The sequence below is a fragment of the Mucilaginibacter sp. KACC 22063 genome (genome assembly GCF_028736115.1).
Classification (GTDB): Bacteria; Bacteroidota; Bacteroidia; order Sphingobacteriales; family Sphingobacteriaceae; genus Mucilaginibacter.
The window spans coordinates 3,044,593-3,066,749 of sequence record NZ_CP117877.1 but is presented as its reverse complement, the minus strand read 5'-3'; the positions used below and the strand labels follow the sequence as shown (position 1 = coordinate 3,066,749).

Annotated in this window: 21 protein-coding genes and 1 tRNA gene; 9 read left to right on the top strand and 13 right to left on the bottom strand. The window is 41.6% G+C overall.

Translation table 11 applies throughout. The annotated features are described in order from the left end of the window. Window positions 1-166 precede the first annotated feature (166 nt). Window positions 167-814, bottom strand: coding sequence for a DUF1349 domain-containing protein (locus PQ461_RS13215; RefSeq protein ID WP_274205995.1), 648 nt, complete (start codon window positions 812-814; stop codon window positions 167-169). Between the two features lie 100 nt (window positions 815-914). Between PQ461_RS13215 and PQ461_RS13210 the strand changes: the two genes are divergently transcribed. The 6 genes from PQ461_RS13210 to PQ461_RS13185 all read left to right on the top strand — a co-directional run bounded on the left by PQ461_RS13210 (window position 915) and on the right by PQ461_RS13185 (window position 5,958). Next, a complete protein-coding gene (locus PQ461_RS13210; protein WP_274205994.1) occupies window positions 915-1,676 on the top strand; it encodes a response regulator transcription factor in 762 nt (253 codons plus the stop codon). Window positions 1,677-1,857: 181 nt separating this feature from the next. Further along, a complete protein-coding gene (locus PQ461_RS13205; RefSeq protein ID WP_274205993.1) occupies window positions 1,858-2,937 on the top strand; it encodes a glycoside hydrolase family 76 protein in 1,080 nt (359 codons plus the stop codon). 36 nt (window positions 2,938-2,973) lie between these two features. Further along, window positions 2,974-3,708 (top strand): SGNH/GDSL hydrolase family protein, encoded by a 735-nt coding sequence (locus PQ461_RS13200; RefSeq protein ID WP_274205992.1) that lies wholly within the window; start codon window positions 2,974-2,976, stop codon window positions 3,706-3,708. 153 nt (window positions 3,709-3,861) lie between these two features. Beyond that, entirely contained in the window at window positions 3,862-4,575 is a 714-nt protein-coding gene (locus PQ461_RS13195; RefSeq protein WP_274205991.1) for a pirin family protein, read from the top strand. A 10-nt stretch (window positions 4,576-4,585) separates the two neighbouring features. Next, the gene (locus PQ461_RS13190; RefSeq protein ID WP_274205990.1) at window positions 4,586-4,882 is read left to right on the top strand and encodes a hypothetical protein; all 297 of its coding nucleotides are present in this window, start codon (window positions 4,586-4,588) and stop codon (window positions 4,880-4,882) included. A 65-nt stretch (window positions 4,883-4,947) separates the two neighbouring features. Then, on the top strand, window positions 4,948-5,958 hold the full coding sequence (locus tag PQ461_RS13185; RefSeq protein WP_274205989.1) for a glycosyltransferase family protein: 1,011 nt from the start codon (window positions 4,948-4,950) through the stop codon (window positions 5,956-5,958). Window positions 5,959-6,239: 281 nt separating this feature from the next. Here PQ461_RS13185 and PQ461_RS13180 read toward each other — a convergent pair whose 3' ends face one another. From PQ461_RS13180 to PQ461_RS13165, 4 genes are all read right to left on the bottom strand, one after another. Further along, window positions 6,240-7,400, bottom strand: coding sequence for a hypothetical protein (locus tag PQ461_RS13180; protein ID WP_274205988.1), 1,161 nt, complete (start codon window positions 7,398-7,400; stop codon window positions 6,240-6,242). 191 nt (window positions 7,401-7,591) lie between these two features. Beyond that, window positions 7,592-8,203: a DUF2306 domain-containing protein gene (locus PQ461_RS13175; RefSeq protein ID WP_274205987.1), complete on the bottom strand. Its 612-nt coding sequence runs from the start codon at window positions 8,201-8,203 to the stop codon at window positions 7,592-7,594. Window positions 8,204-8,266: 63 nt separating this feature from the next. Beyond that, window positions 8,267-9,448, bottom strand: a complete 1,182-nt coding sequence (locus PQ461_RS13170) for a helix-turn-helix domain-containing protein (protein WP_274205986.1) — start codon at window positions 9,446-9,448, stop codon at window positions 8,267-8,269. 139 nt (window positions 9,449-9,587) lie between these two features. Beyond that, window positions 9,588-9,660: transfer RNA gene (locus tag PQ461_RS13165), tRNA-Lys, on the bottom strand. 154 nt (window positions 9,661-9,814) lie between these two features. On the opposite strand from PQ461_RS13165, the gene PQ461_RS13160 reads away from it, so the two are divergent. From PQ461_RS13160 to PQ461_RS13150, 3 genes are all read left to right on the top strand, one after another. Beyond that, entirely contained in the window at window positions 9,815-10,624 is an 810-nt protein-coding gene (locus tag PQ461_RS13160; RefSeq protein WP_274205985.1) for a hypothetical protein, read from the top strand. 170 nt (window positions 10,625-10,794) lie between these two features. Then, window positions 10,795-11,856 (top strand): NAD(P)-dependent alcohol dehydrogenase, encoded by a 1,062-nt coding sequence (locus tag PQ461_RS13155; protein WP_274205984.1) that lies wholly within the window; start codon window positions 10,795-10,797, stop codon window positions 11,854-11,856. 8 nt (window positions 11,857-11,864) lie between these two features. Then, window positions 11,865-12,260, top strand: a complete 396-nt coding sequence (locus PQ461_RS13150) for a (R)-mandelonitrile lyase (protein WP_274205983.1) — start codon at window positions 11,865-11,867, stop codon at window positions 12,258-12,260. Window positions 12,261-12,351: 91 nt separating this feature from the next. Here PQ461_RS13150 and PQ461_RS13145 read toward each other — a convergent pair whose 3' ends face one another. The 8 genes from PQ461_RS13145 to PQ461_RS13110 all read right to left on the bottom strand — a co-directional run bounded on the left by PQ461_RS13145 (window position 12,352) and on the right by PQ461_RS13110 (window position 22,152). Then, window positions 12,352-13,236: an SDR family oxidoreductase gene (locus tag PQ461_RS13145; RefSeq protein WP_274205982.1), complete on the bottom strand. Its 885-nt coding sequence runs from the start codon at window positions 13,234-13,236 to the stop codon at window positions 12,352-12,354. Between the two features lie 4 nt (window positions 13,237-13,240). Further along, window positions 13,241-14,011 carry an enoyl-CoA hydratase/isomerase family protein gene (locus PQ461_RS13140; RefSeq protein ID WP_274205981.1) on the bottom strand — a complete coding sequence of 257 codons (771 nt, stop codon included), beginning with the start codon at window positions 14,009-14,011 and terminating at the stop codon, window positions 13,241-13,243. A 9-nt stretch (window positions 14,012-14,020) separates the two neighbouring features. After that, window positions 14,021-15,832 (bottom strand): AMP-dependent synthetase/ligase, encoded by a 1,812-nt coding sequence (locus PQ461_RS13135; RefSeq protein WP_274205980.1) that lies wholly within the window; start codon window positions 15,830-15,832, stop codon window positions 14,021-14,023. Between the two features lie 32 nt (window positions 15,833-15,864). Beyond that, window positions 15,865-17,658 carry an acyl-CoA dehydrogenase FadE gene (locus tag PQ461_RS13130; protein WP_274205979.1) on the bottom strand — a complete coding sequence of 598 codons (1,794 nt, stop codon included), beginning with the start codon at window positions 17,656-17,658 and terminating at the stop codon, window positions 15,865-15,867. 24 nt (window positions 17,659-17,682) lie between these two features. Next, window positions 17,683-18,861 (bottom strand): acetyl-CoA C-acyltransferase, encoded by a 1,179-nt coding sequence (locus PQ461_RS13125; protein WP_274205978.1) that lies wholly within the window; start codon window positions 18,859-18,861, stop codon window positions 17,683-17,685. An 11-nt stretch (window positions 18,862-18,872) separates the two neighbouring features. Further along, on the bottom strand, window positions 18,873-21,245 hold the full coding sequence (locus PQ461_RS13120; RefSeq protein ID WP_274205977.1) for a 3-hydroxyacyl-CoA dehydrogenase/enoyl-CoA hydratase family protein: 2,373 nt from the start codon (window positions 21,243-21,245) through the stop codon (window positions 18,873-18,875). A gap of 160 nt (window positions 21,246-21,405) precedes the next feature. Further along, the gene (locus PQ461_RS13115) at window positions 21,406-21,669 is read right to left on the bottom strand and encodes an acyl-CoA-binding protein (protein ID WP_274205976.1); all 264 of its coding nucleotides are present in this window, start codon (window positions 21,667-21,669) and stop codon (window positions 21,406-21,408) included. A gap of 33 nt (window positions 21,670-21,702) precedes the next feature. After that, window positions 21,703-22,152, bottom strand: a complete 450-nt coding sequence (locus PQ461_RS13110) for an acyl-CoA thioesterase (RefSeq protein ID WP_274205975.1) — start codon at window positions 22,150-22,152, stop codon at window positions 21,703-21,705. Window positions 22,153-22,157: the final 5 nt, after the last annotated feature.

Below are 22,157 nucleotides of genomic sequence, written 5' to 3'. Positions count from 1 at the left end.
AGTAAGCTGAGATAAACTTAGCCAATTTTAAGCCTAATATTTATTTAACTGTTAATCAGTATATTGAGTAGATATTCAGGTGTACGTAAGCGAACACTTGTGTACGGTGTTATTACAAATCAGATTGTGATAGCATGGCTGTTAATGGCAGCCATGCTGTTTAGGTTTATTGATGATTTTTAAGCCATTCCAACCTGCGTTGGTCTGGTAAATGTTTAACTGTAAAGTTCTCAAATTTAGCCTCAAATCCATTGCCATCAGGGCACGCCGCCATTAAGCCTACCATTACAGGGGTGTTATCTTGCAGCGGTGCATTACGGGTCATGATGTAAGTTTTATCATCTAAGGAATAGAAAATTTCAAGTGCATCTAAGCGGCGCACTACCTTTATCCAGATAAATTGAGGCACCTTATCTAAGGTAGTTACACTCCAGTCACTTTTTTCGTGGGTAACCACGGTACTTACATTAAACTTGCCGTCAACAAACTCTACACCTGTTTTAATATAGTTTTTGTGGTCGGTTCGTAACATTAATCCCATCTGATCGAATCTGGCTTTATAAGCGCCTGTTAGCTTAACTTTTGCTTCAAATTCGCCACCGTAAGTTGAATAATAGAATGGGGCATCATCAACAGTAAAACCATAATGTGATATCCGCCAGTAATCACTTTTAGGTGTTACCTGCATAATCAGGCTGTTGTTCTTGATTTCCCAATGTTCGGGCTCATTATACCATTGCATTTTTTCAAGGCTTTGTGCCATCATTTTGTTGGTAGCAATAATTAAGGTTAGCAATAAAAAGATTCTTTTCATGTTTAATTGATGATCAGCTGACTTAGCTTCAGCTTTTGTATGTTCGCAAAGTTATTTACTGTTGAAACTGAATTCAATGGTAAATAATAACCATAAGTAAATGGAGAACATTCGCGAACTGCTCGACATAAAGTTACTGTCACAAACCTTTAATGCAACGTTAACTACCGGGTTACAGCTCGACAGTGCAAAACTGGTTGCAGGTCTGTACGCTAACCTCGAAAACTGTATCAGCGTACTTAGCGACATGAAGGCGCGTAAAAGCTACATTTATTATGGTGCTGTAGCAGCGCAGCTTAAGCTGAACAACCAACCATCAGAGATTAACTCGATTTGGGAAGATGAATTACTAAGCCGTGTACATGCCGATGATCTGCAAAAGAAGTATAGGTTAGAATTGCAGTTTTTTCAGCTGTTAAATACTTTAAGCATTGATGATCGGCATTGTTTTGAGGTAATCACAAGGCTGAGGGTTAAAATCCCGGAAGGTAAGTATATAGCCTTTAAGCACAGGCTGATGTACATTAACAGTTCTGAAGACGAAAGCATCTGGCTGGCGCTTTGCCTTTACAATCGCGTTTATGAGCATTCGGGTTTTGCCGTTCCGGATGGAGTGATCATTAATAACCGGACAGGTGAGATCATCGACATCAACCAACAAAAGTTTACAGATATTTTATCAGCAAGGGAGAAGGAAATATTGCATCTGGTTAAACTGGGATGCCGGAGTAAGGAGATTGCAGATCAGCTTTCACTAAGCATAAATACAATAAACAGGCACAGACAAAACATTTTTCAGAAACTGAATGTAACCAATGCCATTGAGGCTTGCCGTGTTGCAGAAGGCATAGGGGCAATTTAAGAGCAGTTACAAGACTGGCCTTTTTTGTCACATAATAGTTATACTTAATTGTAATGTAAGCAAAGTTTGTAGTTTAGCTAAAAGAAATTTATTACCCCGATAAATTCTGACTGGTAATTAACAACCGTTAATAAACTTAAATATTTGCTTAGTGCTTTCCAATTATTATCTGCCTGATTTTATGAAGCTAAAAAAACTACTATTTCTGCTGTTGTCATTTTTACTTTTAAGTAATGCTAAAGCGCAATCTGATTATATCAATCGGGCTCAACTTATTAATAAAAGTGTCAACCACTATCTTCGCGATAGCAGCAAGTCGCTTTATTACGAAACAACCGAAGCTAAGAACGAAAATCCACACTCGTGGTTGTGGCCGCTAACGGCAATGGTTCAGGGCGCTAATGAAATGGAAGCTTTAGACAAAGGAGCACGTTACATGCAGCCTGTTGAAAAGGCCATTGATCAGTACTACAGCGATGAACCTCCGGTACCTGCCTACCAGGATTATGTTTTAAGTGAAAGAAAAAGCAGCCGGTTTTATGATGATAACGAATGGCTGGCTATCACTTTTATAGATGCCTACAATCGTACTCATCGCAAAACATATTTAGATAAGGCTCAACTTATTTACAAGTTCATTTTAAGCGGAACTGATACGGTAACGGGTGGCGGCGTTTACTGGAAAGAAGGCGACCTTAATACTAAAAATACCTGTTCAAACGGTCCGGCTGTAATTATAGCATTGCAGTTATACAAGCTTACCCATAAAAAAGCATACCTCGATTATGCAATGAGCGTTTACAACTGGACTAACCGCTGGTTACAAGCTCCCGAAGGTATCTATTGGGACAACATCAACACCAAAACGCATAAAATTGGCAAGGCATTTTATACGTACAATATCGGTACCATGCTGCAATCAAACGTACTGCTGTACCAGGTAACTAAGAAGCAACAATATTTAACAGAGGCACGCAGGATAGCCAAGGCAGGTATCGCTCACTTTTTTAAAAATGGCCGGTTGCCTAATAACGAGTACTGGTTTAATGCAGTGATGTTACGGGGTTACCAGGCGCTTTATGAAGTAGACCGTAACCCTGAATGGATCGATTTTTATAAAAAAGATGCCGAGCAGATCTGGCTTACCGAGCGTGATAAGCATAACCTGGTTAGCGGCAGGCCGGTTAAAAGATTGATAGATCAGGGTGCCATGATGGAGATCTACGCGCGATTAGCGCAAATTGATGCGCTAAAGAAATAATAAGTTAATACTTAGTACTTAATATTGCAATCACTTATGAACGTATTAAAAACATTAGCGGGCATTGCATTACCGCTATTAATTGCCGGAAGTTCTTATGCGCAGATCGCTAAGACCGATAGCGCTGCCAGGCCGAAACCGCAACCAGCGAAGCGTACAGCCGATTGGGCAAATGTGAACCGTTATGCAGAAGCCAATGAACAGGTAAGAAACTCAGGCGTCAATCCTGTGGCTGTTTACATGGGCGATTCCATCACTGATTTTTGGATTAAAAACGACTCATCATTCTTTTCATCAAATAATTACATAGATCGTGGTATTAGCGGGCAAACCACTACACAGATGCTGGTGCGGTTCCGTCAGGATGTAATTAACCTGCATCCTAAAGTGGTAGTTATCCTGGCGGGTATCAATGATATTGCACAGAATAACGGCCCCATCACTTTACCCGAAGTTTTTGGCAACATACAATCAATGGCAATACTGGCTAAAGAAGCCGGTATTAAAGTGGTGCTTTGCTCGGTGCTTCCGGCAAATCATTTCAGATGGCGGCCGGAGATTGATCCTTCTGATAAAGTGATCGAGTTAAATAACATGATTAAGGAATATTCTGCTAAAAAGCATCTGGTATATCTTGATTACTATTCGGCGATGGTTGACGGCCAAAAGGGGCTGCCTGAAAAGCTATCGCCGGATGGTGTACACCCTAACCCTGACGGTTACAAGATCATGGAACCGTTGGCAAAACAGGCGATCAATAAGGCTTTGTAAATAAATAAGCGGATTTTAAGAAAGACCATAATGCATTCGCATTATGGCTTTTCTTATTTAATAAACAATTGTTGCAGGGTTTCATTTCTTAACCTACATCAAGTGTGCACGGTTGCAAAGGGTATACTTTTGTATTGTTAAATCACTACAACAATGGCAAAAACAGTTTTACATCAGGCAGCAACACGTGGATTTGCTGACCATGGTTGGTTAAAAAGTCATCATACATTTAGTTTCGCAGGTTATTATAATCCCGATAGGATGAACTTTGGTGCATTACGCGTTTTAAATGACGATACGGTAGCAGGTTCGAGAGGCTTTGGCGAACACCCGCACGATAATATGGAAATCATTTCCATTCCGCTGGAAGGCGAGTTAATCCACCGCGATAGTATGGGTAACGAAGCTGTAATTAAACAAGGAGAAATACAGGTAATGAGTGCCGGTACGGGTATATACCACTCAGAGTATAATCATAAAGAAGGCGAGCCTGTAAAGTTTTTACAGATCTGGTTATTTCCAAACAAACGGAATGTACAGCCACGGTATGATCAAATTCAAATTGATCTTAAAGAGAAAAATAAACTGCACCAGATCTTATCCCCAAATGCTGACGATGAAGGTGTATGGATTTACCAGAATGCCTGGTTCCACATGGGGAGCCTTGATAAAGGGACAGAAATTGAGTATCAGCTTAAAGATAAAGCAAACGGTGTATATGTATTTGTTTTAAGCGGTAAGCTTGAAATAGACGGAACCCAGTTAAGCCAGCGCGACGGCTTTGGTATATGGGAAGCCGAAAGCTTCAATATTAAGGCAAGTGAAGATGCGCAGGCATTGTTGATGGAAGTACCTATGTTAGGTTAATAAATTACCTATGGAAAAAACAGAGATACTGGTTATTTGCACACATCAGGATATACTGGCCACCATTATACGCCTCATTAAAAACAATGAGACGTATAATGCTATTGGTGTGAGCAATATAACGGAAGCAAATGAAATGATAGATAGCGGTAAGTTTGACCTTGTTTTACTGGGAAGCGGCCTTACCGAAGCTGAAGAAAATAACTTCTTTGAGCACAGCAAAACTATACCTGTGGTAAGGCATTACGGTGGCGGTAGCGGATTGTTGTTTGCCGAGATTTTTGAAGCCCTTAAATTAACGACTTAACAACTTAACTGCCTGTTGATGTTTAGTTAACACAAATCCTGCATCTTTAATAAATTTATCAAAAAATGAAGGTGCTATATGCCATACAGGGTACAGGTAACGGACATTTAAGCCGCTCAATGGACATTGTTCCGCGGTTGCAGCAAATGGCCGAGGTGGATGTAGTGGTAAGCGGCATACAGGGTGATTTGAAATTGCCTTTCCCAGTGAAATACAAGTTTCATGGTATGGGCTTTATTTTTGGTAAAAGCGGCGGGGTAGACCTGTGGCGAACATTCTATAAATCAAACTTCCGTAAGTTTTTAAAAGAGGTTAACCAGTTACCCGTTGAAGAATACGACTTAGTACTCTGCGATTTTGAACCTGTATCGGCATGGGCATGTTATCTTAAAAATAAAACCTGCATTGGCTTAAGTCACCAGTCGGCGGTGCTGGCGCAAAATGTGCCTAAGGCTGATTCTGATGATATGATCGGTAAGCTGATACTAAAACAGTACGCCCCTGTTACCGAACAGTACGGTTTCCACTTTAAGTCTTTTGCCGGGAATATTTATACCCCGGTGATACGCAAACAGGTGCGTGAGCAGCTGGTAGAAAACCGCGGTCACTATACGGTTTACCTGCCTGCATTTGACGACGACAAGCTGATTGAAAAGCTGTCGAAGTTTAAGCAGGTGCAATGGGATGTGTTTTCAAAACACAACAAAAAGGCGTTTAAGCATAAGCACATCAGCATACAACCCATCAATAACGAGGAGTTTATCCATAGCATGGCAACGTCTGCCGGGGTATTGTGCGGTGCAGGTTTTGAAACACCCGCCGAAGCCCTGTTTATGAAAAAGAAACTATTGGTTATCCCGATGAAAAACCAGTACGAGCAGCAGCTGAACGCCGCTGCCTTAAAATCGATGGGGGTAACGGTAATAAAAAGCTTAAAAGCCAAACACGACGAGGTGATTACCAACTGGTTGCAAAACGGGCAGGTAATACAGGTAAATTACCCCGACCAAACCCAGCAGGTACTGGATACCATATTTGCGCGGCATGCCGCCAAACAGCCTTTGTTGGTACAATAACTTAATATAAGGCTTACACAGAACCAATACTAAGACATCACTTTTGCATCGGTTTTTTCATGCAATAGTTTAAAGTTAATACATAGAAAGGAGCAGGCGAGCTGCTCCTTTCTTGTTTTGTAGAAAGAGTATGGCTTTAGGAATGGCCGATCTAAAACCAGCTTTTAAGTTTACCCGTCATTTTATTCTCCTCAACCAAAGTCTTGGATTTAGTGTCTATTAGAATATCTATTCCAGCTGCAATATCTAAAAGCCCTTTTATTCTGGCTGAATTAAGTGTGTCATGTTTTCTGTGATTTCCTGGGGCTATCAATGGTCACTGGAATTTTATTAAAATCTTTCTGACTGATCGGGCTTATACTAGTTTTAGTTGTATACAAGGCATTTAATAGTCTGTAAATACTGGCATATACCAATTTGAGTTGTTCGATACGGGAATCGCTTTGTTGATCTACACGCAAATCGAGATTTTCGAACATTACTTCGGCTCGTTTCAGCCACTTCTTTTCCGAAGTGTCTTCCTTCATTTCCCAGTATTCTTCAAAGGTCTTATAACTAATAACATTATAGGTCTGCTCGTCCTTTTGCAACATCAGGTCACCTATACCTTGCTGCCAATCACGATAAATTAGTCCAAGTTTAACAGACACTTCTTTGATGATTAATTCCCTATTGGCTTCCAATGGTTCATGTTTGATTTTGAGTGTGGCTAGGAGTTTTTCAAGATCGGCAATAAAAGCATATTGCTGCTCTGTAGAGAGATCCGCAATATAATCCAGCACATTATACTGCAAGTACTGGATGACGAGATGATCCAGTTCGACTGAAAACTTCTCCAGAATATCGGCTGGAATAGAATCGGACCTGACTTTCGCAATTGTAAAAAGAGCCTTCGCTACATACATTTCAATTCGTTGTCCATCTGCCAATGCAGATTCAAGTGAATTGATACATCCGGAAATTTCGTGGAATTTAGTATCGCTTTTGGCAATGGTCATTGACGATTCCAGAACGCGATAAGCCCTGATCCAACCCATAAGTACGCAAAGTCGGTAAATGGAGCTTTTGTATTTGTAGTCGTAAAAGGTATTTAGTGGAGCATTGCTCCATAAATAATGTGATCGGGTCCGATAAATCTCATGCAGTCGGTTATTAATAGCATTGGCCGAACGAAAAAGGTTGACCTTGTAGAGCTGGAATAATGCTTGGCCAGTTCGACTGGCAGCTCTTTTTTCAATCCAACCAGGAATTAGATAGTCCTTAAATACAAATCCAACAATAACAGTGAATAAAGTTGTGGCTGCAACAATTAAAGCTGCTTGTACAGAGGCCTCATCGATCTTAAAAGCGCTCTTGTTATTATGCATTGCTGCAATAATTTTATTTAGCGAGTCAATATGACTTTTATACAGTTTTAAACTATCGATACTATGATTGGTCATGGTTTAATAAAGCTATACACAATATACTTAATATTCTTAGATATTCTCAACCCTACCTTCTTTGCAGCATGAATATGATTCAAGCAGTAAACAAATTGAATTGTCAACTTCCAAAGTGACTATGCTAAGTCTCTAATCCTTATACAAAACCTTATTCTAAACAAGAATATGGATAGGTTATGCAGGTATTGCTATTGCAGCTTGGTATAAACAGTCTTTCTTATTATAAAATACGCTACAATCAAATTAGGTATCCAACACCACCAGGCTACAATAATGTATGCTGTTTCGAAGTTGCCAAATATAATGCTTAAAATAGGTAGCCAAAGCCTTAGAGTAACGGCTGCAAAGCAGCAGGCATAGCTATAAATCATCATTTTTTGATGCTGAATCAGATTACCTTTTACGATACGGAGATATCCCATCAGTGTTGTATAAAACCAGATAATGCTCAGGCTTATAAAGCCTAAAGCTGCTGGGGCGCCCGTCATTGCATAAAACGCAATATAAAATCCGGCGAGTGCGCTCAACAGAACAGAAACGATATAAATTTTGCCAATTTGCCTGTGCAATGTTATCCTTTTATCCCTAATCTTCGGACTGAACTGCATCCAGCCTATAAGTAGTGCGATTCCGCCAAATGTAATGTGTATATAAAAAGAAGTATGCCAAACAGCGTTTGCAACAATTGCAGCCGGCTTCGATTTTAATAACCCGAATCCTTTGTTCAAATAATAAAATAGGGGATAAAGGCCAATAAGTACTGATAGCAGTGCCAATAAGATGAGGCGTAGTTTCTTCATTTAAATTTGTTGTTAATAATAATAAACCCTGTTAAGGATGTTCATTACAAAGAAAGCATCAACTTAAATGGAAGAGGTGCCAAATGGTAAGGTGGTCTCTTTTACTTGGCCCTGTTCTGCTAATCGTATTTTCTCTTGCTGGCAATATGCCTTCGGCGAAAGTCCGGTTGCCTTTTTAAAGTTCCGGTTGAATGAGGTCTTAGAGTTAAACCCCGCTTCGAAAGCAATGGATAGAAGCGTAAACCTGCTATTTTCAGGCAGGGTTACCATTCTTTTAAATTCGTTTATACGCAGGTGGTTGATGTAATCGTAGAAGTTTCTCTGCTCTACAGAATTAATTACCTGGGATAAGGTATTGCCATTTACGGCCAAGCGCTTAGCAAGTTCGTCTAATTTTAATTCAGGATCGGTATAGAGCTTTTCGTTTTCCATCAACAGACTTAACTGCATGTGGACTTTCGAAATAACTTCATTATCCAAAAGCGTAGTCTGATATTTGATCTTCTCACTGCCTTTAATTAGGGAATCAACACTATTAATTTCTGTATCATTTAAATTGTCGTCCGATGTGTTTTCAGTGCTTTGATCAGAAAAAATACCAACCTGTTTTATACCGAAATAGCCTATAAACAGAATAAATAAATCGACGAGGATAAAAGTTAATGTTTCTTGCCTGAAAATAATGGATAACCAAATGCTACCCATTCCTGCGGTAAGATAAATTATCCAGTTCAGATTGATCTTTTCTAAATGTGAAAACTGTGCAGAGATATTTTTGCTGTGTTTTCTTAATAAAATCAGCGAACCGATAACGTAAATTACACCCGAAGGTATAATTGGAAAACGTATGATTGAAAGTAGCCGCTCATATCCAACTCCATTGTTTTGATAAACGCTGACCTGCTCACTATAAGGCAGGCTGTAAAAATTCACTAACAAAATATATGCTGCAATGGCCGGAATGAAATGGATAAACCAAGGCAGCGTTCGGCTTCTTTGATTGGTTAAGGCGGCAATGTATAGGTATAAAAAAGGCCCATGAATAAGCGGGACAGGAATTTCAAACCCCAAAAGGAACGGGAATTTTACAAAGTAACCGGAGGTTAACAGGTAATAAGCCAACAAATGGAACGAAATAATAACTAACCATGTGGCCAAAATAAAATCAGCTGTTGATTTCCCTTTTTTTGTGGCAAGCAGTAAAACAAGAAATAAAGAGATGATGATCCCTGCAATATGAAACATGTATCTTAATTTATCTATAAAAAAAATGTGATCTTCTTTTATAGTTCATTAGGCTTAAAGTTATGTAAAATTGGGATTTCAATAGTCAGTGTACCTAAAAATAAAAAAGCACGATAGTTTTACTATCGTGCTTTTTAAGTGACCCCGGAGAGATTCGAACTCTCGACCCAATGATTAAGAGTCATTTGCTCTACCAGCTGAGCTACGGAGTCATGAAGGGTTACAAAGGAACAAAAATTTTGCGAAGTATTACAGTGCAAATAAACTTTTACTTCTAAAATGATACTTCATCACCGTGTCTAATTTTAAAATGACCGAATGCAATTTTATAATATTTCTTTTTATTTGCAGTAAACATTCACATCTATGAAAAATAAACTTTTACTCATTGTTTTTACAGCAGCAGGTCTAATTATTAACGTTAATGCCCACGCCCAGTTTAGCGGATTATTACAAAAGGCTAAAGATAAAGTGGCACAGAAAGCCGGTGAGGCGATTGACAAAAAAGTACCGGCGTCAAATTCTTCGGATGCCCCGAAAGGAAAGAAAATTAAAATCAATTCAGGCTTTGACTTTGTTGCGGGTGACAGCCTGATATTCGCAGAGGATTTTTCGGGTGTACAGGTTGGTTCAACGGCCAGGTCATTTAAAACAAATGGATCAGCAACTGTAGTTTCTGCAGAAGGAGAAAGCGGAAAATGGCTTGCACTTGCAGATCATGCTACCTACAAGCTGACTAAACAACTGTTTTATCCTAAACATTTTACAGTTGAGTTTGACATTATAGCCATTGCAGATAAGATAGATGACATCACTCCGGTTGATTTTGGGTTTGTTACTGATAATAGTGTACGTGAGCATATAAGTAACGAGGGAGCTTACGTGTCTCTTAAATACTATAATCGCAATGAGGTATCCATTGCCAGCGAATTTAATAGTAAGTATATAACCAGTGATTTTGATCTAACTACTTTCACCAACCGTAAAATGCATGTATCAGTGACTGTTGATGGTGATCGCATGATCGTTTATCTGGATCAAACCAAACTGGCCGATGCCTTGGCATTTTTCCCCACTACTGCGAAAAACCTATACATCAGTGGACCAATACAATACAAAAATGGATCTAAAGTATTGGTAGGTAACTTCAAGATAATGGGTTTTAAAAAGAGTTAAATTTTAAATTAAGAGGCGAGGTTGTTTTCGTTTCTGAAAAGTTATTGCATAGTAGTCAATTTGCAGCTATTCGGAATGCTACACGGATTTCAGATAATTCGCATCTGAAATCTATCGAAACAGTTTCTCTATATTTTACTTATTTAAACGACAAAACGAATCAAATACTTATGGAAGTAAATAATGTTAAAGCTTACGGCACCGAAGCCGCAGAAGCTTCTTTAGATCAGTTAAACATCAATCGCCGAAAACCTACTGCGCACGATGTTGAAATAGACATACTTTATTGCGGCGTATGCCACTCAGACCTGCATACTGCACGTAACGAATGGCATAATACCGTTTACCCATGCGTTCCGGGACATGAAATTGTGGGTAAGATTATAAGTGTAGGCGACCACGTAACCAAATTTAAAGTAGGCGACATGGTGGGCGTAGGGTGTATTGTTGACTCATGCCGCGAATGTGAATACTGTAAGGAAGGCCTGGAGCAGTACTGCGAGCCTGGAATGACGGGTACATATAACTCGCCGGATAAATATTTACAGGATACACCCACTTTTGGTGGTTATTCTGAAAGTGTGGTTGTAGATGAAAACTATGTGCTACACATTCCTGATAATCTTGACCCTGCTGCTACTGCACCATTGCTTTGTGCCGGTATCACAACCTATTCGCCGCTGCATCACTGGAATGTTGGTCCGGGTAAAAAAGTGGGTGTTGTAGGTATTGGCGGCCTTGGCCACATGGCAATTAAAATTGCAAAGGCAATGGGTGCGCATGTTATTGCGTTTACTACTTCGCAATCAAAATTTGACGAAGCTAAGCGCCTGGGTGCAGATGAGGTGGTGTTATCGAAAGATGAAGAGCAAATGGCTGCTTACAGAGGTAAGCTACACTTTATTTTAGATGCCGTTTCTGCCGAGCACGACATTAACGCTTACCTGGCTTTATTGCGTGTAGATGGTTCTTTGGCATTAGTTGGCGCACCAGAGCATCCGCTTCCGGTAGCTGCTTTCAGCCTTATCCCGGGCCGCAAAAGCTTTGCCGGCTCTATGATTGGCGGTATTGCCGAAACACAGGAAATGCTTGATTTCTGTGGCAAGCATAACATCGCTGCCGATATCGAGATGATTAATATCGACCAAATCAACGATGCTTATGAACGCCTTTTGAAAGGAGATGTAAAATATCGCTTTGTTATCGATATGGCATCATTGAAAAACAAATAGTATTTGAAATGGAAATAACCAAATTAGGGACAAAACCTTCCGTAAAAGGCCCTGCCGAATGGTTCACCGGCGCTGTAAGGATTGATCCGCTGTTTGATGCCAACGAAGCACGCAGAGGAGCATCTGCAAAGGTTACTTTTGAACCCGGAGCAAGAACAGCATGGCACACGCACCCGCTTGGGCAAACCATTATTATTACCGATGGTATTGGCTGGGTACAACGTGAGGGCGGATCAGTACAGGAAGTACGCCCCGGTGATGTAGTGTGGTTTGAACCTGATGAAAAGCACTGGCATGGCGCTTCGGCTACAAATGCCATGACACACATTGCCATTCAGGAAAACCTTAACGGTAAGGTAGTCGATTGGTTAGAACACGTTTCAGAACAACAGTATCAACTGTAGCAATACAATACTGAACACAAAGCCATACAGAAAATCTGTATGGCTTTGTCATTTATGCCGTGTTGTGTAAACCCCGATTATTTACAAATGATTAGCTGCCTTTTGCCGATCGGATCATTTTTTCAATGCCATCCCACATAACATCGGTGACCATTTCAAGCCCGTTAAACTGTCCGGCACCTTGCAGCCATTCGCCGCCGTCAATGGTAATCACATCTCCATTGATATAACCCGAATAGTCAGATACTAAAAAGGCTGCCAGGTTAGCCAGTTCCTGGTGCTGACCAACACGTTTAAGCGGTACACGGTTTTTGAAATCAAACTTTTCAGCCATTTCCCCGGGCAGCAATCTTTCCCATGCACCTTTAGTAGGGAAGGGGCCTGGCGCTATTGCATTGGTACGGATTTGATGGCGGCCCCACTCTACAGCCAGAGAACGCGTCATGGCCACAACACCACCCTTGGCGCATGCAGAAGGCACTACATATCCCGAACCTGTTGAAGCATAAGTAGTAACGATATTAAGAATATTCCCTGTCTGTTTTTCTTTGATCCAGTATTTGCCTAAAGCCAGGGAGCAGTTCACCGTGCCTTTGAGCACGATATCAATAATGGTAGAAAAGGCATTGGCTGATAGCCTTTCGGTAGGGGATATAAAATTACCTGCCGCATTGTTAACTAATGCGTTTACGCTACCAAAAGCCTCAATAGCTTTTTGCAGCATATCTTCTATCTCATCATAATTTCTTACATCACATGCAACCGGCAAAACTTTACCGCCAGTTTCGGCTTCCATTTCGCTGGCTGTTTTTTGTAGTACATCCAGTTTACGGCTGGTGATGACAAGATTGGCACCCAGTTTTAAAAAGTAAGTGCCCATAGCTTTACCCAAACCAGTGCCGCCACCTGTTATAATAATTGTTTTACCTTTAAATGCGTCATCACGCAACATACCTGTGGCTGTAATATTTTGCATCGTGTTATTTTTTAACCGGGTTAGTCAATTTATCAACCATACCTTTTAATATGGCACGTGTATCAGCTGCCCACCATTGTTTAAGCATAATGTCTAACCCGGCAGAGTGGTCAACGTTAATGTTTTGAAGTAAATCTTTTCTGAGATTTAATTTGCTTTGCTGCCAGGTCGACGGGCTAAATTTCATGTAGCTGCGTGCCTTTTTTTCAGCTGCTTCAAGCACATCATCGGCTTCTGCTAACTCATCAACCAGGCCGTTTGCAAGCGCTTCTTCTGATTTTAGCAATTTACCTTCTAACAGATATTGATAAGCTTTTCGTTGGCCAAGCCAGAATGAGTATAACTGAAACACCGCATCGGGCACTATAATGCCTACAGGTATTTCGTTTAGGCCGATGATATAATCGCCCTTTGCCATTACGCGGTAGTCGGAACATATCGCGATAATACAACCACCTGCCGGACTATGGCCTGTTATGGCTGTTACAAACGGTTTTTTGAAGGATGCCAGCGTTCCCAGCATTTGTAAGAATGTAGCCCAGAAAGTTTTGACCTGCTGTTCGTCGTAGTGATAAACTTCAATGAGGTCTACACCTGCCGAAAAAAAATTCTCCTTACCCGTGATGACCAACCCGCCAATGTTTTCATCAGCATTCAAATCGATGACAGCAGCAATAAGCTCCTGCATCATTTCTGTATTCAGCGCGTTTGATTTACCACGGTCTAAAGTGAGTATGGCTAAACGATCTTTTATTTCCAGCTTTAAGAATTTCATAGGGTTGAATTAGTGGGTAACAGAAACGCTGCCAATATCGCTGGTGTACATGCGCTCTATTTCGTTTTTATATTTATCCATAATAATACGGCGTTTCATTTTCCCGGTAGGGGTAAGCTCGCCGCCGTCAATGGTCCACTCGTCGGGCATTAAGGTGATTTTCTTTACCTGTTCTACGTGGTTAAATTCTTTATTAAAACCTTCAACTATGGACTGAAACAAGGCTTGTACCTGTGGTTCGTCTATAATTTGCTTATGAGATAAGTATTTCAGTTTATTCTGATCGCACCAAAGTTTCAGGTTAGGGTATGATGGTACAATAAGCGCTGATGTAAATTTACGTTCTGCACCAATAACCATCATCTGCTCAATCAGCGGACTTTCTTTCATTCGGTTTTCAATAGGCACCGGCGCAACATATTTACCGCCTGAAGTTTTGAAGATCTCTTTTTTACGGTCGGTGATCTTTAAAAATCCATTGCTGTCCAGTTCGCCGATATCACCTGTATGAAACCAGCCATCTTCAATTACCTCGGCTGTAAGCTCAGGGTTTTTGTAATAGCCAGCCATAACGTTGGGCCCTTTGGTTAAAATCTCGCCGTCTTCTGCAATCTTAACTTCCACATCACTTAATAGCGGGCCAACAGTCCCAAACTTGCGTTTGTATGGATCATACTGATTTACGGCTATAACGGGTGAAGTTTCTGTAAGTCCGTAACCTTGCATTACCACCATACCGGCCGCAGTGAAAATGCGCTCGAGTCTGATTGGGCATGCTGAACTGCCTACAATAATCGCTTTAACATTACCGCCAATAGCTGCGCGCCATTTACTGTAAACCAGTTTATCGGCAATAGCCAGTTTAATGTTATACCACGCGCTGCGTCCTGTGTTCTCAAACTGTTCAGCTACTTTGATAGACCATAAAAAGATATTGCGTTTAATACCCGTAAGCTTATTGCCCTCTATCATGATCTTTTCAAACACCTTTTCCAACAACCTCGGAACGGCTGTGAAAATATAAGGCTGCGCTTCCTTCATGTTTGCGCCAATGGTGTCCATGCTTTCGGCATAGTGGATAGAGAAGCCATTGAACAAGTAAATGTAGGTACACATTTTTTCGAAAATGTGGTTAAGCGGTAAAAAGCTAAGCGCCTTTTTTTGCTCAACAGGGATCTGCCCTAAAATAAGGCTTGATGCAGATACATTGCTTACAATGTTTTTGTGCGTAAGCATAACCCCTTTCGGCCTGCCTGTTGTACCCGACGTAAAGATGATGGTAGTAACATCGTCCTCTGTTACGTTGACACTTATCTTATCTATCTCGCTACGCTCTGTATCCGTTACATTTTTTAACAGGGTAGACCAGTTGATACATTCAGATACATCATCAAATGAGAAAATAGCTTTTAACGATGGGACATGATCTTTTATAGCAGATACTTTACTGCAAAGCTCGGTATCGCTTACAAAAATGCATTTAACCTCAGCTTCGATCAGTATCTGTTCTATTTCTTTAAGGCTGCTGTTGGGGTACAGTGGTACCAAAACAGCGCCTACCAGTTGCACCGCCAAATCTACAATTAGCCACTCCGGACGGCCGCTGCTCACCAAACCAATCTTGTCCCGGCCTTCGGTTGTACCGTCGCCCGTTGATATACCCATGCGTAACAAGGCTGCTGCCAGCTGATACACTTTGTCGTGTACCTCGGCAGTGCTGTAGGCTTTCCAAACGCCGTTAATTTTAGCATTTAGTAAGTCAGGCTGAGGCTTTTGCGCTTGTATAGGGATACAGTCAAATAATCTGGTAGCACGATCCATGGTAAAGTAGATTATAATTGGTTAAGCAGCTGTTAAAAACAGTACTTGTTAGCTTCTATTAATTTAGCTGCAACTCTTCTCCTTGCTGCAGTGGTATTGATATCTTCGGTTTTAGTGTAGCGTTTAAGGCCAACCATAATCATGCGGCGTTCGTCACCTTCGGCAAAAGCATTTAACGCTTCTTTACCTGATTTAAAAATGCGGTCGGCAGCATCGCGGATATACACCTGCATAATGTCAATCTGCTCCTTAATGCTTTCTTCGCCGCGCTGGCCTGCCAGTTTTTCTACACGCAGCTGCAATGATTCGCTTACGTAAGTTTCAATCACCATATCAGCCAGGTGCATTAAAACTTCCTGTTCTTTGCCCAGGTTCATCATTAGTTTTTGCACTGCAGCACCGGCAACAAGTAATACCGCCTTTTTAAAGTTAGCTACATATTTCTTTTCCTTTGTGAAAAGGTCTTCTTCTTCGGTATTAAAATCCGGAATAGCCAGCAGCTCTTTAGCTACAGCTTCAGCAGGGCCCATCAGGTCAAGCTCGCCTTTCATGGCACGTTTTAGAATCATGTCGACCGTAAGCATGCGATTGATCTCGTTGGTTCCCTCGAAGATGCGGTTAATGCGGCTGTCGCGGTAAGCACGGTCCATAGGCGCCTCAGCACTATAACCCATACCGCCATAAATTTGCACACCTTCGTCAACCACATAATCCAATGCTTCTGAAGCATGGACTTTGATCATGGCAGCTTCAATGGCAAAAAGCTCTGTACCTTTCAGTTTAGCTTTAGATGCATCCATGCCACCTTCAATAAGGTTATGGGTAGCATCTTCAATATTTTGGCTGGCGCGATACATGGCTGATTCTGTTGCAAAAGTGCGGATCACCTGTTCGCCCAGTTTATACCTGATAGCACCATATTTTGAAATAGGACGGCCAAATTGCTCACGCTCGTTAGCATAACGTACCGCATTGGTAATTACATGTTTTGATGCACCCAATGCAGCACCGCCCAGTTTAATACGGCCAAGGTTGAGGATATTTACTGCTATTTTAAAACCGTTACCGCGTTCAGACAACAAGTTCTTAACCGGAACTTTACAGTCGTTAAAAAACACCTGGCGGGTAGAGCTACCCTTGATACCCATTTTGTGTTCTTCCGGGTTTAATGATAAACCTTCAAATCCTTTCTCAACAATAAAAGCACTCAGATTTTCATCATCATCAATTTTGGCAAATACGGTGAATACATCAGCAAAACCGGCATTAGTGATCCACATTTTTTGCCCGTTGATAATGTAATGTTTACCATCAGCAGAAAGTGTAGCTCTTGTCTTACCAGAGTTTGCATCTGAACCGGCACCCGGTTCTGTAAGGCAATAAGCGCCTTTCCATTCACCTGTACCTAATTTAGGGATGTACTTTTGCTTTTGTTCCTCGTTTCCATAATATAAAATAGGCAAGGTGCCTATGCCTGTATGTGCCATTACAGCTACAGAGAATGAAGCACCCGGACCTGTTTTTTCGCTGATCAGCATGGCCGTTGTGAAATCTTTACCAAAGCCGCCATATTCTTCTGGTAATGATACGCCTAATATACCCAGTTCGCCTGCCTGTTCAACAAGGCTTACCATCAGGCCTTCTTCCTGATTATCGATACGGTCAAGAATAGGTACTACTCTCTGCTCAACAAAATCCTGGCAGGTTTGAGCGATCATTAATTGTTCTTCGTCCCAGTTTTCTGGTATAAACACATCTTCAGCAGGGGTTTCCTTAATCAGGAACTCGCCACCCTTTAAATGCTTGTTTTCTGTTGCTGTGCTCATGATGTATGTCTTTTTTTAGTTTAATTAATTTAATAGTTCGAAAATACCCGCTGCGCCCTGGCCTGTGCCTACACACATGGTAACCATGCCATACTTTTGATTGCGTTTCTTCAATTCGTCAAAAATCTGGACAGATAGTTTCGCACCCGAACAACCAAGAGGATGTCCCAGGGCAATAGCACCGCCGTTTACGTTTACAATATCCTGGTTTAAGCCAAGTCCTTTAATAATGGCTAATGATTGCGAGGCGAAGGCCTCATTCAGTTCAAAAAGCTCAATGTCATCTTGTTTCATCCCGGCTTTTTTCAGTACTTCAGGTATCGCGTATAATGGACCGATACCCATAATGCGTGGTGGTACACCAACTACGGCGTAATTAACCAGGCGTGCAATAGGGGTAAGGTTGTTTGCTTTTAAGAAACGTTCGCTTACAACCATTACAAAAGCAGCACCATCACTTGTTTGTGATGAATTACCTGCGGTAACCATGCCTTTAGCATCAAACACAGGTTTAAGCTTTGCCAATGCATCAAGCGAAGTATCAGCGCGAGGGCCTTCATCTGTGTCAACAGTAAATTCGCGTGTTTTCTTTTTACCGTTTTCGTCAACGTAGGTTTCTGATACTGTTACCGGGACAATCTGGTCTTTAAACTTGCCTTCGGTAATTGCCTTAATTGCTTTCTGATGCGAATTATAGGCAAACTGATCTTGTTCATCGCGGCCAATATTGTATTCTTTTGCAACAGCCTCGGCTGTTAAGCCCATGCCCCAATAATAATCAGGGTGTGCAATGGCAACATCTGCGTTGGGTACAATACGCCAGCCACCCATAGGTAACAAGCTCATACTTTCAACACCACCTGCAATGATGCAGTCGGCAATACCGGCATGTATTTTAGATGATGCTATGGCAATGGTTTCCAAACCTGAAGCACAATAGCGGTTAACTGTCATGCCAGGTACTTTATCGGTATCCAGTGCCATGAGCGAAATTAACCTGCCGACATTTAAACCCTGTTCAGCTTCTGGTGTGGCATTGCCCACAATTACATCTTTGATCTGTTCTTTATCAACATTGGGCACAGATGCCACCAAATGTTTAATCACGTCTGCAGCCAGGGTATCGGGCCTTGTAAACCTGAACCCGCCACGGGTGGCTTTGCCCACTGCGCTGCGACTGGCTGCTACTATATATGCGTCCATGATAATCTCTTTTAATTTCTTAATACTTTACCGCCGGTAAGGATAGACTGGATACGTTCCAAAGTTTTCCGCTCGGCACATAATTGCAAAAATGCTTCACGCTCCAGGTTCAGCAGGTATTCTTCGCTTACTAATGATGGCTGCGAAAGGTCGCCACCAGCCATTACATAAGCCAGTTTTTGCGAAATCTTTACATCATGTTCGCTGATATAATTACCGCTGTACATACTGTTAGCACCTACATATCCTAAGCCTAATGCTGATTTGCCTAATACTTTGATATCTTTTCGTTGAACGGGCTGTACATAGCCTTCGTCTGCCAGTACGAGGCACTGCCTTTTTGCTTCAGACAATACCCTGTTTCGTGATACAACCACCACGTCGCGGCCTTTTTTAAGGTAACCTAACTCAAATGCTTCGTAAGCAGAGGTTGATACCTTAGCCTGGCCAATGGTTAAAAACCTGTCGCGGAAGTTATTGAGTTCGATATCGCCATCCTGCAATTCATCGCTTAAACGCAAAGCAAACTCCTTGGTACCACCACCACCGGGGATTAATCCAACACCAAACTCAACAAGACCCATGTACAGCTCGGCATGAGCCACAACCTTGTCGGCATGTAAGCATAATTCGCAACCGCCGCCTAACGCCATTTGATGTGGTGCTGCAACAACTGGAACCGATGAATAACGGATGCGCATCATGGTGTTCTGAAATGCTTTGATCACCATGTTCAGCTCTTCAAACTCCTGCTCAACGGCCATCATAAAGATCATGCCCACGTTGGCACCTGCGCTGAAGTTTGCTCCTTCGTTAGAGATTACGAGGCCTTTATAGCTTTGCTCGGCAAGGGTAATTGCTTTATTAATGCCTTCGATGATCTCGCTGCCAATGGTGTTCATCTTGGTGTGGAACTCCAGGTTGATGATGCCATCGCCAATATCAGTGATAGTAGTACCGCTGTTTTTCCAGATGGTGTTGGTGGCACGGATATTATCCAGCAAAATAAACTCTTCTGTACCCGGAATAACTTTATAGGTCTTTGAAGGGATATCGTAGTAAAGGCGTTTGCCGTTTTCTACTTTATAAAAGCTTTGCGCACCGCTTTGCAGCATATCATAAACCCATTGTGCGGGTTTAAGCCCATTAGTTTCCATTGCTTTCAAAGTAGCTTCAACACCAAGCGTGTCCCATTTTTCAAATGGTCCGGTTTCCCAGCCGAAGCCCGCATTCATGGCGGCATCTATTTTATAGAGGTCGTCGGTTATCTCTGGGATGCGGTTGCTGGCATAAGCAAACAACTGGTAAAATATAGCACGGTAAAATTCGCCTGCTTTATCTTTAGCAGCGAAAAGCACCTTCATGCGGTCGCTTAGCTTATCAATAGTTTTGGTAGTTTCCAATGATGGGAATTTTACCTTTTTTGATGGCTGATATTCGAGCGTTTTCAGATCAAGGGTATAGAACTGGTTAGCACCGTCAACTTTTTCCTTTTTGTAGAAACCCTGGCCGCTTTTGCTGCCCAGCCAGTTGTTAGTCACCATTTTGGTTACGAACTCGGGTATCTGGAAAAGCTCTTTAGCTTCATCATCGCGTACGTTTTGGCTTAAGCCGTTGGCTACATGTACCATAGTATCTAAACCAACCACATCACTGGTGCGGAAAGTGGCAGATTTTGGATGGCCGATAACCGGGCCAGTCAGCTTATCTATCTCTTCTATGGTAATGCCTGTTTTTTCAGCATAGTGCAAAATGCTCATGATGCTGAACACACCGATACGGTTACCGATAAATGCAGGTGTATCTTTGGCCAAAACTGTCGTCTTGCCTAAATATTTTTCACCGAAGTGCATTAGAAAATCAACAACTTCTGGCGCGGTTTCGTTAGTTGGAATAATCTCCAGCAATTTTAAATAGCGCGGCGGATTGAAAAAGTGAGTGCCGCAAAAGTGCTTTCTGAAATCTTCGCTTCGGCCCTCGGTCATTAAATGTATCGGAATGCCCGAAGTATTTGAAGTAATCAGGGTACTGGCTTTGCGATGCTTTTCAACCTGTTCAAACACCAGTTTTTTAATGTCCAGGCGTTCTACAACAACTTCAATCACCCAATCGCAATCCGCAATTTTGGGCATATCATCTTCAAAGTTGCCGGTAGTGATATTTTTTGCAAATGATTTACTGTAAATAGGGGACGGGTTTGATTTTAAGGCCGCTGTAAGCGCATCGTTCACCAGTTTATTTCTGGATTTAGCGTCGGCATCTTTGGCTACAATATCAAGCAGCAGTACCTGCATGCCTATGTTGGCGAAATGACATGCAATACGGCTGCCCATTACGCCAGAGCCAAGTACGGCAACCTTCTTTATGATTCTTTTAGAACTCATATAAGCGGTAATAAAAATGTATGTATGGCTACTGTCGCAGAAACAAAAGGTAGAACGACAGTAGACAGTTATTAATTGGTTATAAGCAAATATCCCTTTTCTGTTGAGATAAAAAAGGGATATAAGACGGAATGATTTGTCAAAAACTCGGATTTAGCGGTTATGCGCCTTTCAGTTGTTGAAAAATCTGAATGTATTCTTCCATTGCTGCTTCAGACGAAGTGCCGCTGCGGCTTTTCCAGGCATCGTGTTTAGCTTTATTCACAAAATCAAACATACCGGGTGCAGGGGTATCGGCAGGCATGTCGCCTTCGGTTGCCTGTTTATATAGGCTGTACATTTTCAGCAGTGTTTCGTTATCCGGGCGTTTGGTTAATTCTTTACTTTCTTTAACGGCTTGATCAAAGCTTTCTTTTAAACTCATAGTATCTATTTAAATAGTGAAGGTTTTGAATTTTTATTCTTTAGGCTTTACAGTTTCTTCTACATAATCACTGCTGCGCGGCGAAGCGGCAAATAAGGCACTCAGCTCCTCTGGTAATAAGGTAAGCTTACGTTTATCCATATCTATCCATGCGCCGTCTACATTTATAATGGCCGCCTTAACGTCATCGCCACGGTATATTTCATGCCTTATCGACCAGCGCGAGCCATCTGCTCTTGAGCGGTAAAGCTCGCAGCCAACCTTTATGATGTCGCCAAGCGCAATTTCGCGCAGGTAAAATAATTCTTCTTTAAAAAGTACAGGCCCTATTCGTGCATTAAGCAAGGTAAGCGGATTTAAACCCACTTCTTCGAGCATATTAAGCCGGGCTTGCGCAGCTACATCTGCGTAAGCAGAGTGCCGCATGTGCTGATTGGCATCAATCTGCGACCATAAAACCTGTCCTTCATAATAAACGCGCATAACTT

Coding starts and splice junctions, on each gene's coding strand:
- PQ461_RS13215 (WP_274205995.1), bottom strand. CDS start 814: ATGAAAAGAATCTTTTTATTGCTAACCTTAATTATTGCTACCAACAAA.
- PQ461_RS13210 (WP_274205994.1), top strand. CDS start 915: ATGGAGAACATTCGCGAACTGCTCGACATAAAGTTACTGTCACAAACC.
- PQ461_RS13205 (WP_274205993.1), top strand. CDS start 1,858: ATGAAGCTAAAAAAACTACTATTTCTGCTGTTGTCATTTTTACTTTTA.
- PQ461_RS13200 (WP_274205992.1), top strand. CDS start 2,974: ATGAACGTATTAAAAACATTAGCGGGCATTGCATTACCGCTATTAATT.
- PQ461_RS13195 (WP_274205991.1), top strand. CDS start 3,862: ATGGCAAAAACAGTTTTACATCAGGCAGCAACACGTGGATTTGCTGAC.
- PQ461_RS13190 (WP_274205990.1), top strand. CDS start 4,586: ATGGAAAAAACAGAGATACTGGTTATTTGCACACATCAGGATATACTG.
- PQ461_RS13185 (WP_274205989.1), top strand. CDS start 4,948: ATGAAGGTGCTATATGCCATACAGGGTACAGGTAACGGACATTTAAGC.
- PQ461_RS13180 (WP_274205988.1), bottom strand. CDS start 7,400: ATGACCAATCATAGTATCGATAGTTTAAAACTGTATAAAAGTCATATT.
- PQ461_RS13175 (WP_274205987.1), bottom strand. CDS start 8,203: ATGAAGAAACTACGCCTCATCTTATTGGCACTGCTATCAGTACTTATT.
- PQ461_RS13170 (WP_274205986.1), bottom strand. CDS start 9,448: ATGTTTCATATTGCAGGGATCATCATCTCTTTATTTCTTGTTTTACTG.
- PQ461_RS13160 (WP_274205985.1), top strand. CDS start 9,815: ATGAAAAATAAACTTTTACTCATTGTTTTTACAGCAGCAGGTCTAATT.
- PQ461_RS13155 (WP_274205984.1), top strand. CDS start 10,795: ATGGAAGTAAATAATGTTAAAGCTTACGGCACCGAAGCCGCAGAAGCT.
- PQ461_RS13150 (WP_274205983.1), top strand. CDS start 11,865: ATGGAAATAACCAAATTAGGGACAAAACCTTCCGTAAAAGGCCCTGCC.
- PQ461_RS13145 (WP_274205982.1), bottom strand. CDS start 13,236: ATGCAAAATATTACAGCCACAGGTATGTTGCGTGATGACGCATTTAAA.
- PQ461_RS13140 (WP_274205981.1), bottom strand. CDS start 14,011: ATGAAATTCTTAAAGCTGGAAATAAAAGATCGTTTAGCCATACTCACT.
- PQ461_RS13135 (WP_274205980.1), bottom strand. CDS start 15,832: ATGGATCGTGCTACCAGATTATTTGACTGTATCCCTATACAAGCGCAA.
- PQ461_RS13130 (WP_274205979.1), bottom strand. CDS start 17,658: ATGAGCACAGCAACAGAAAACAAGCATTTAAAGGGTGGCGAGTTCCTG.
- PQ461_RS13125 (WP_274205978.1), bottom strand. CDS start 18,861: ATGGACGCATATATAGTAGCAGCCAGTCGCAGCGCAGTGGGCAAAGCC.
- PQ461_RS13120 (WP_274205977.1), bottom strand. CDS start 21,245: ATGAGTTCTAAAAGAATCATAAAGAAGGTTGCCGTACTTGGCTCTGGC.
- PQ461_RS13115 (WP_274205976.1), bottom strand. CDS start 21,669: ATGAGTTTAAAAGAAAGCTTTGATCAAGCCGTTAAAGAAAGTAAAGAA.
- PQ461_RS13110 (WP_274205975.1), bottom strand. CDS start 22,152: ATGCGCGTTTATTATGAAGGACAGGTTTTATGGTCGCAGATTGATGCC.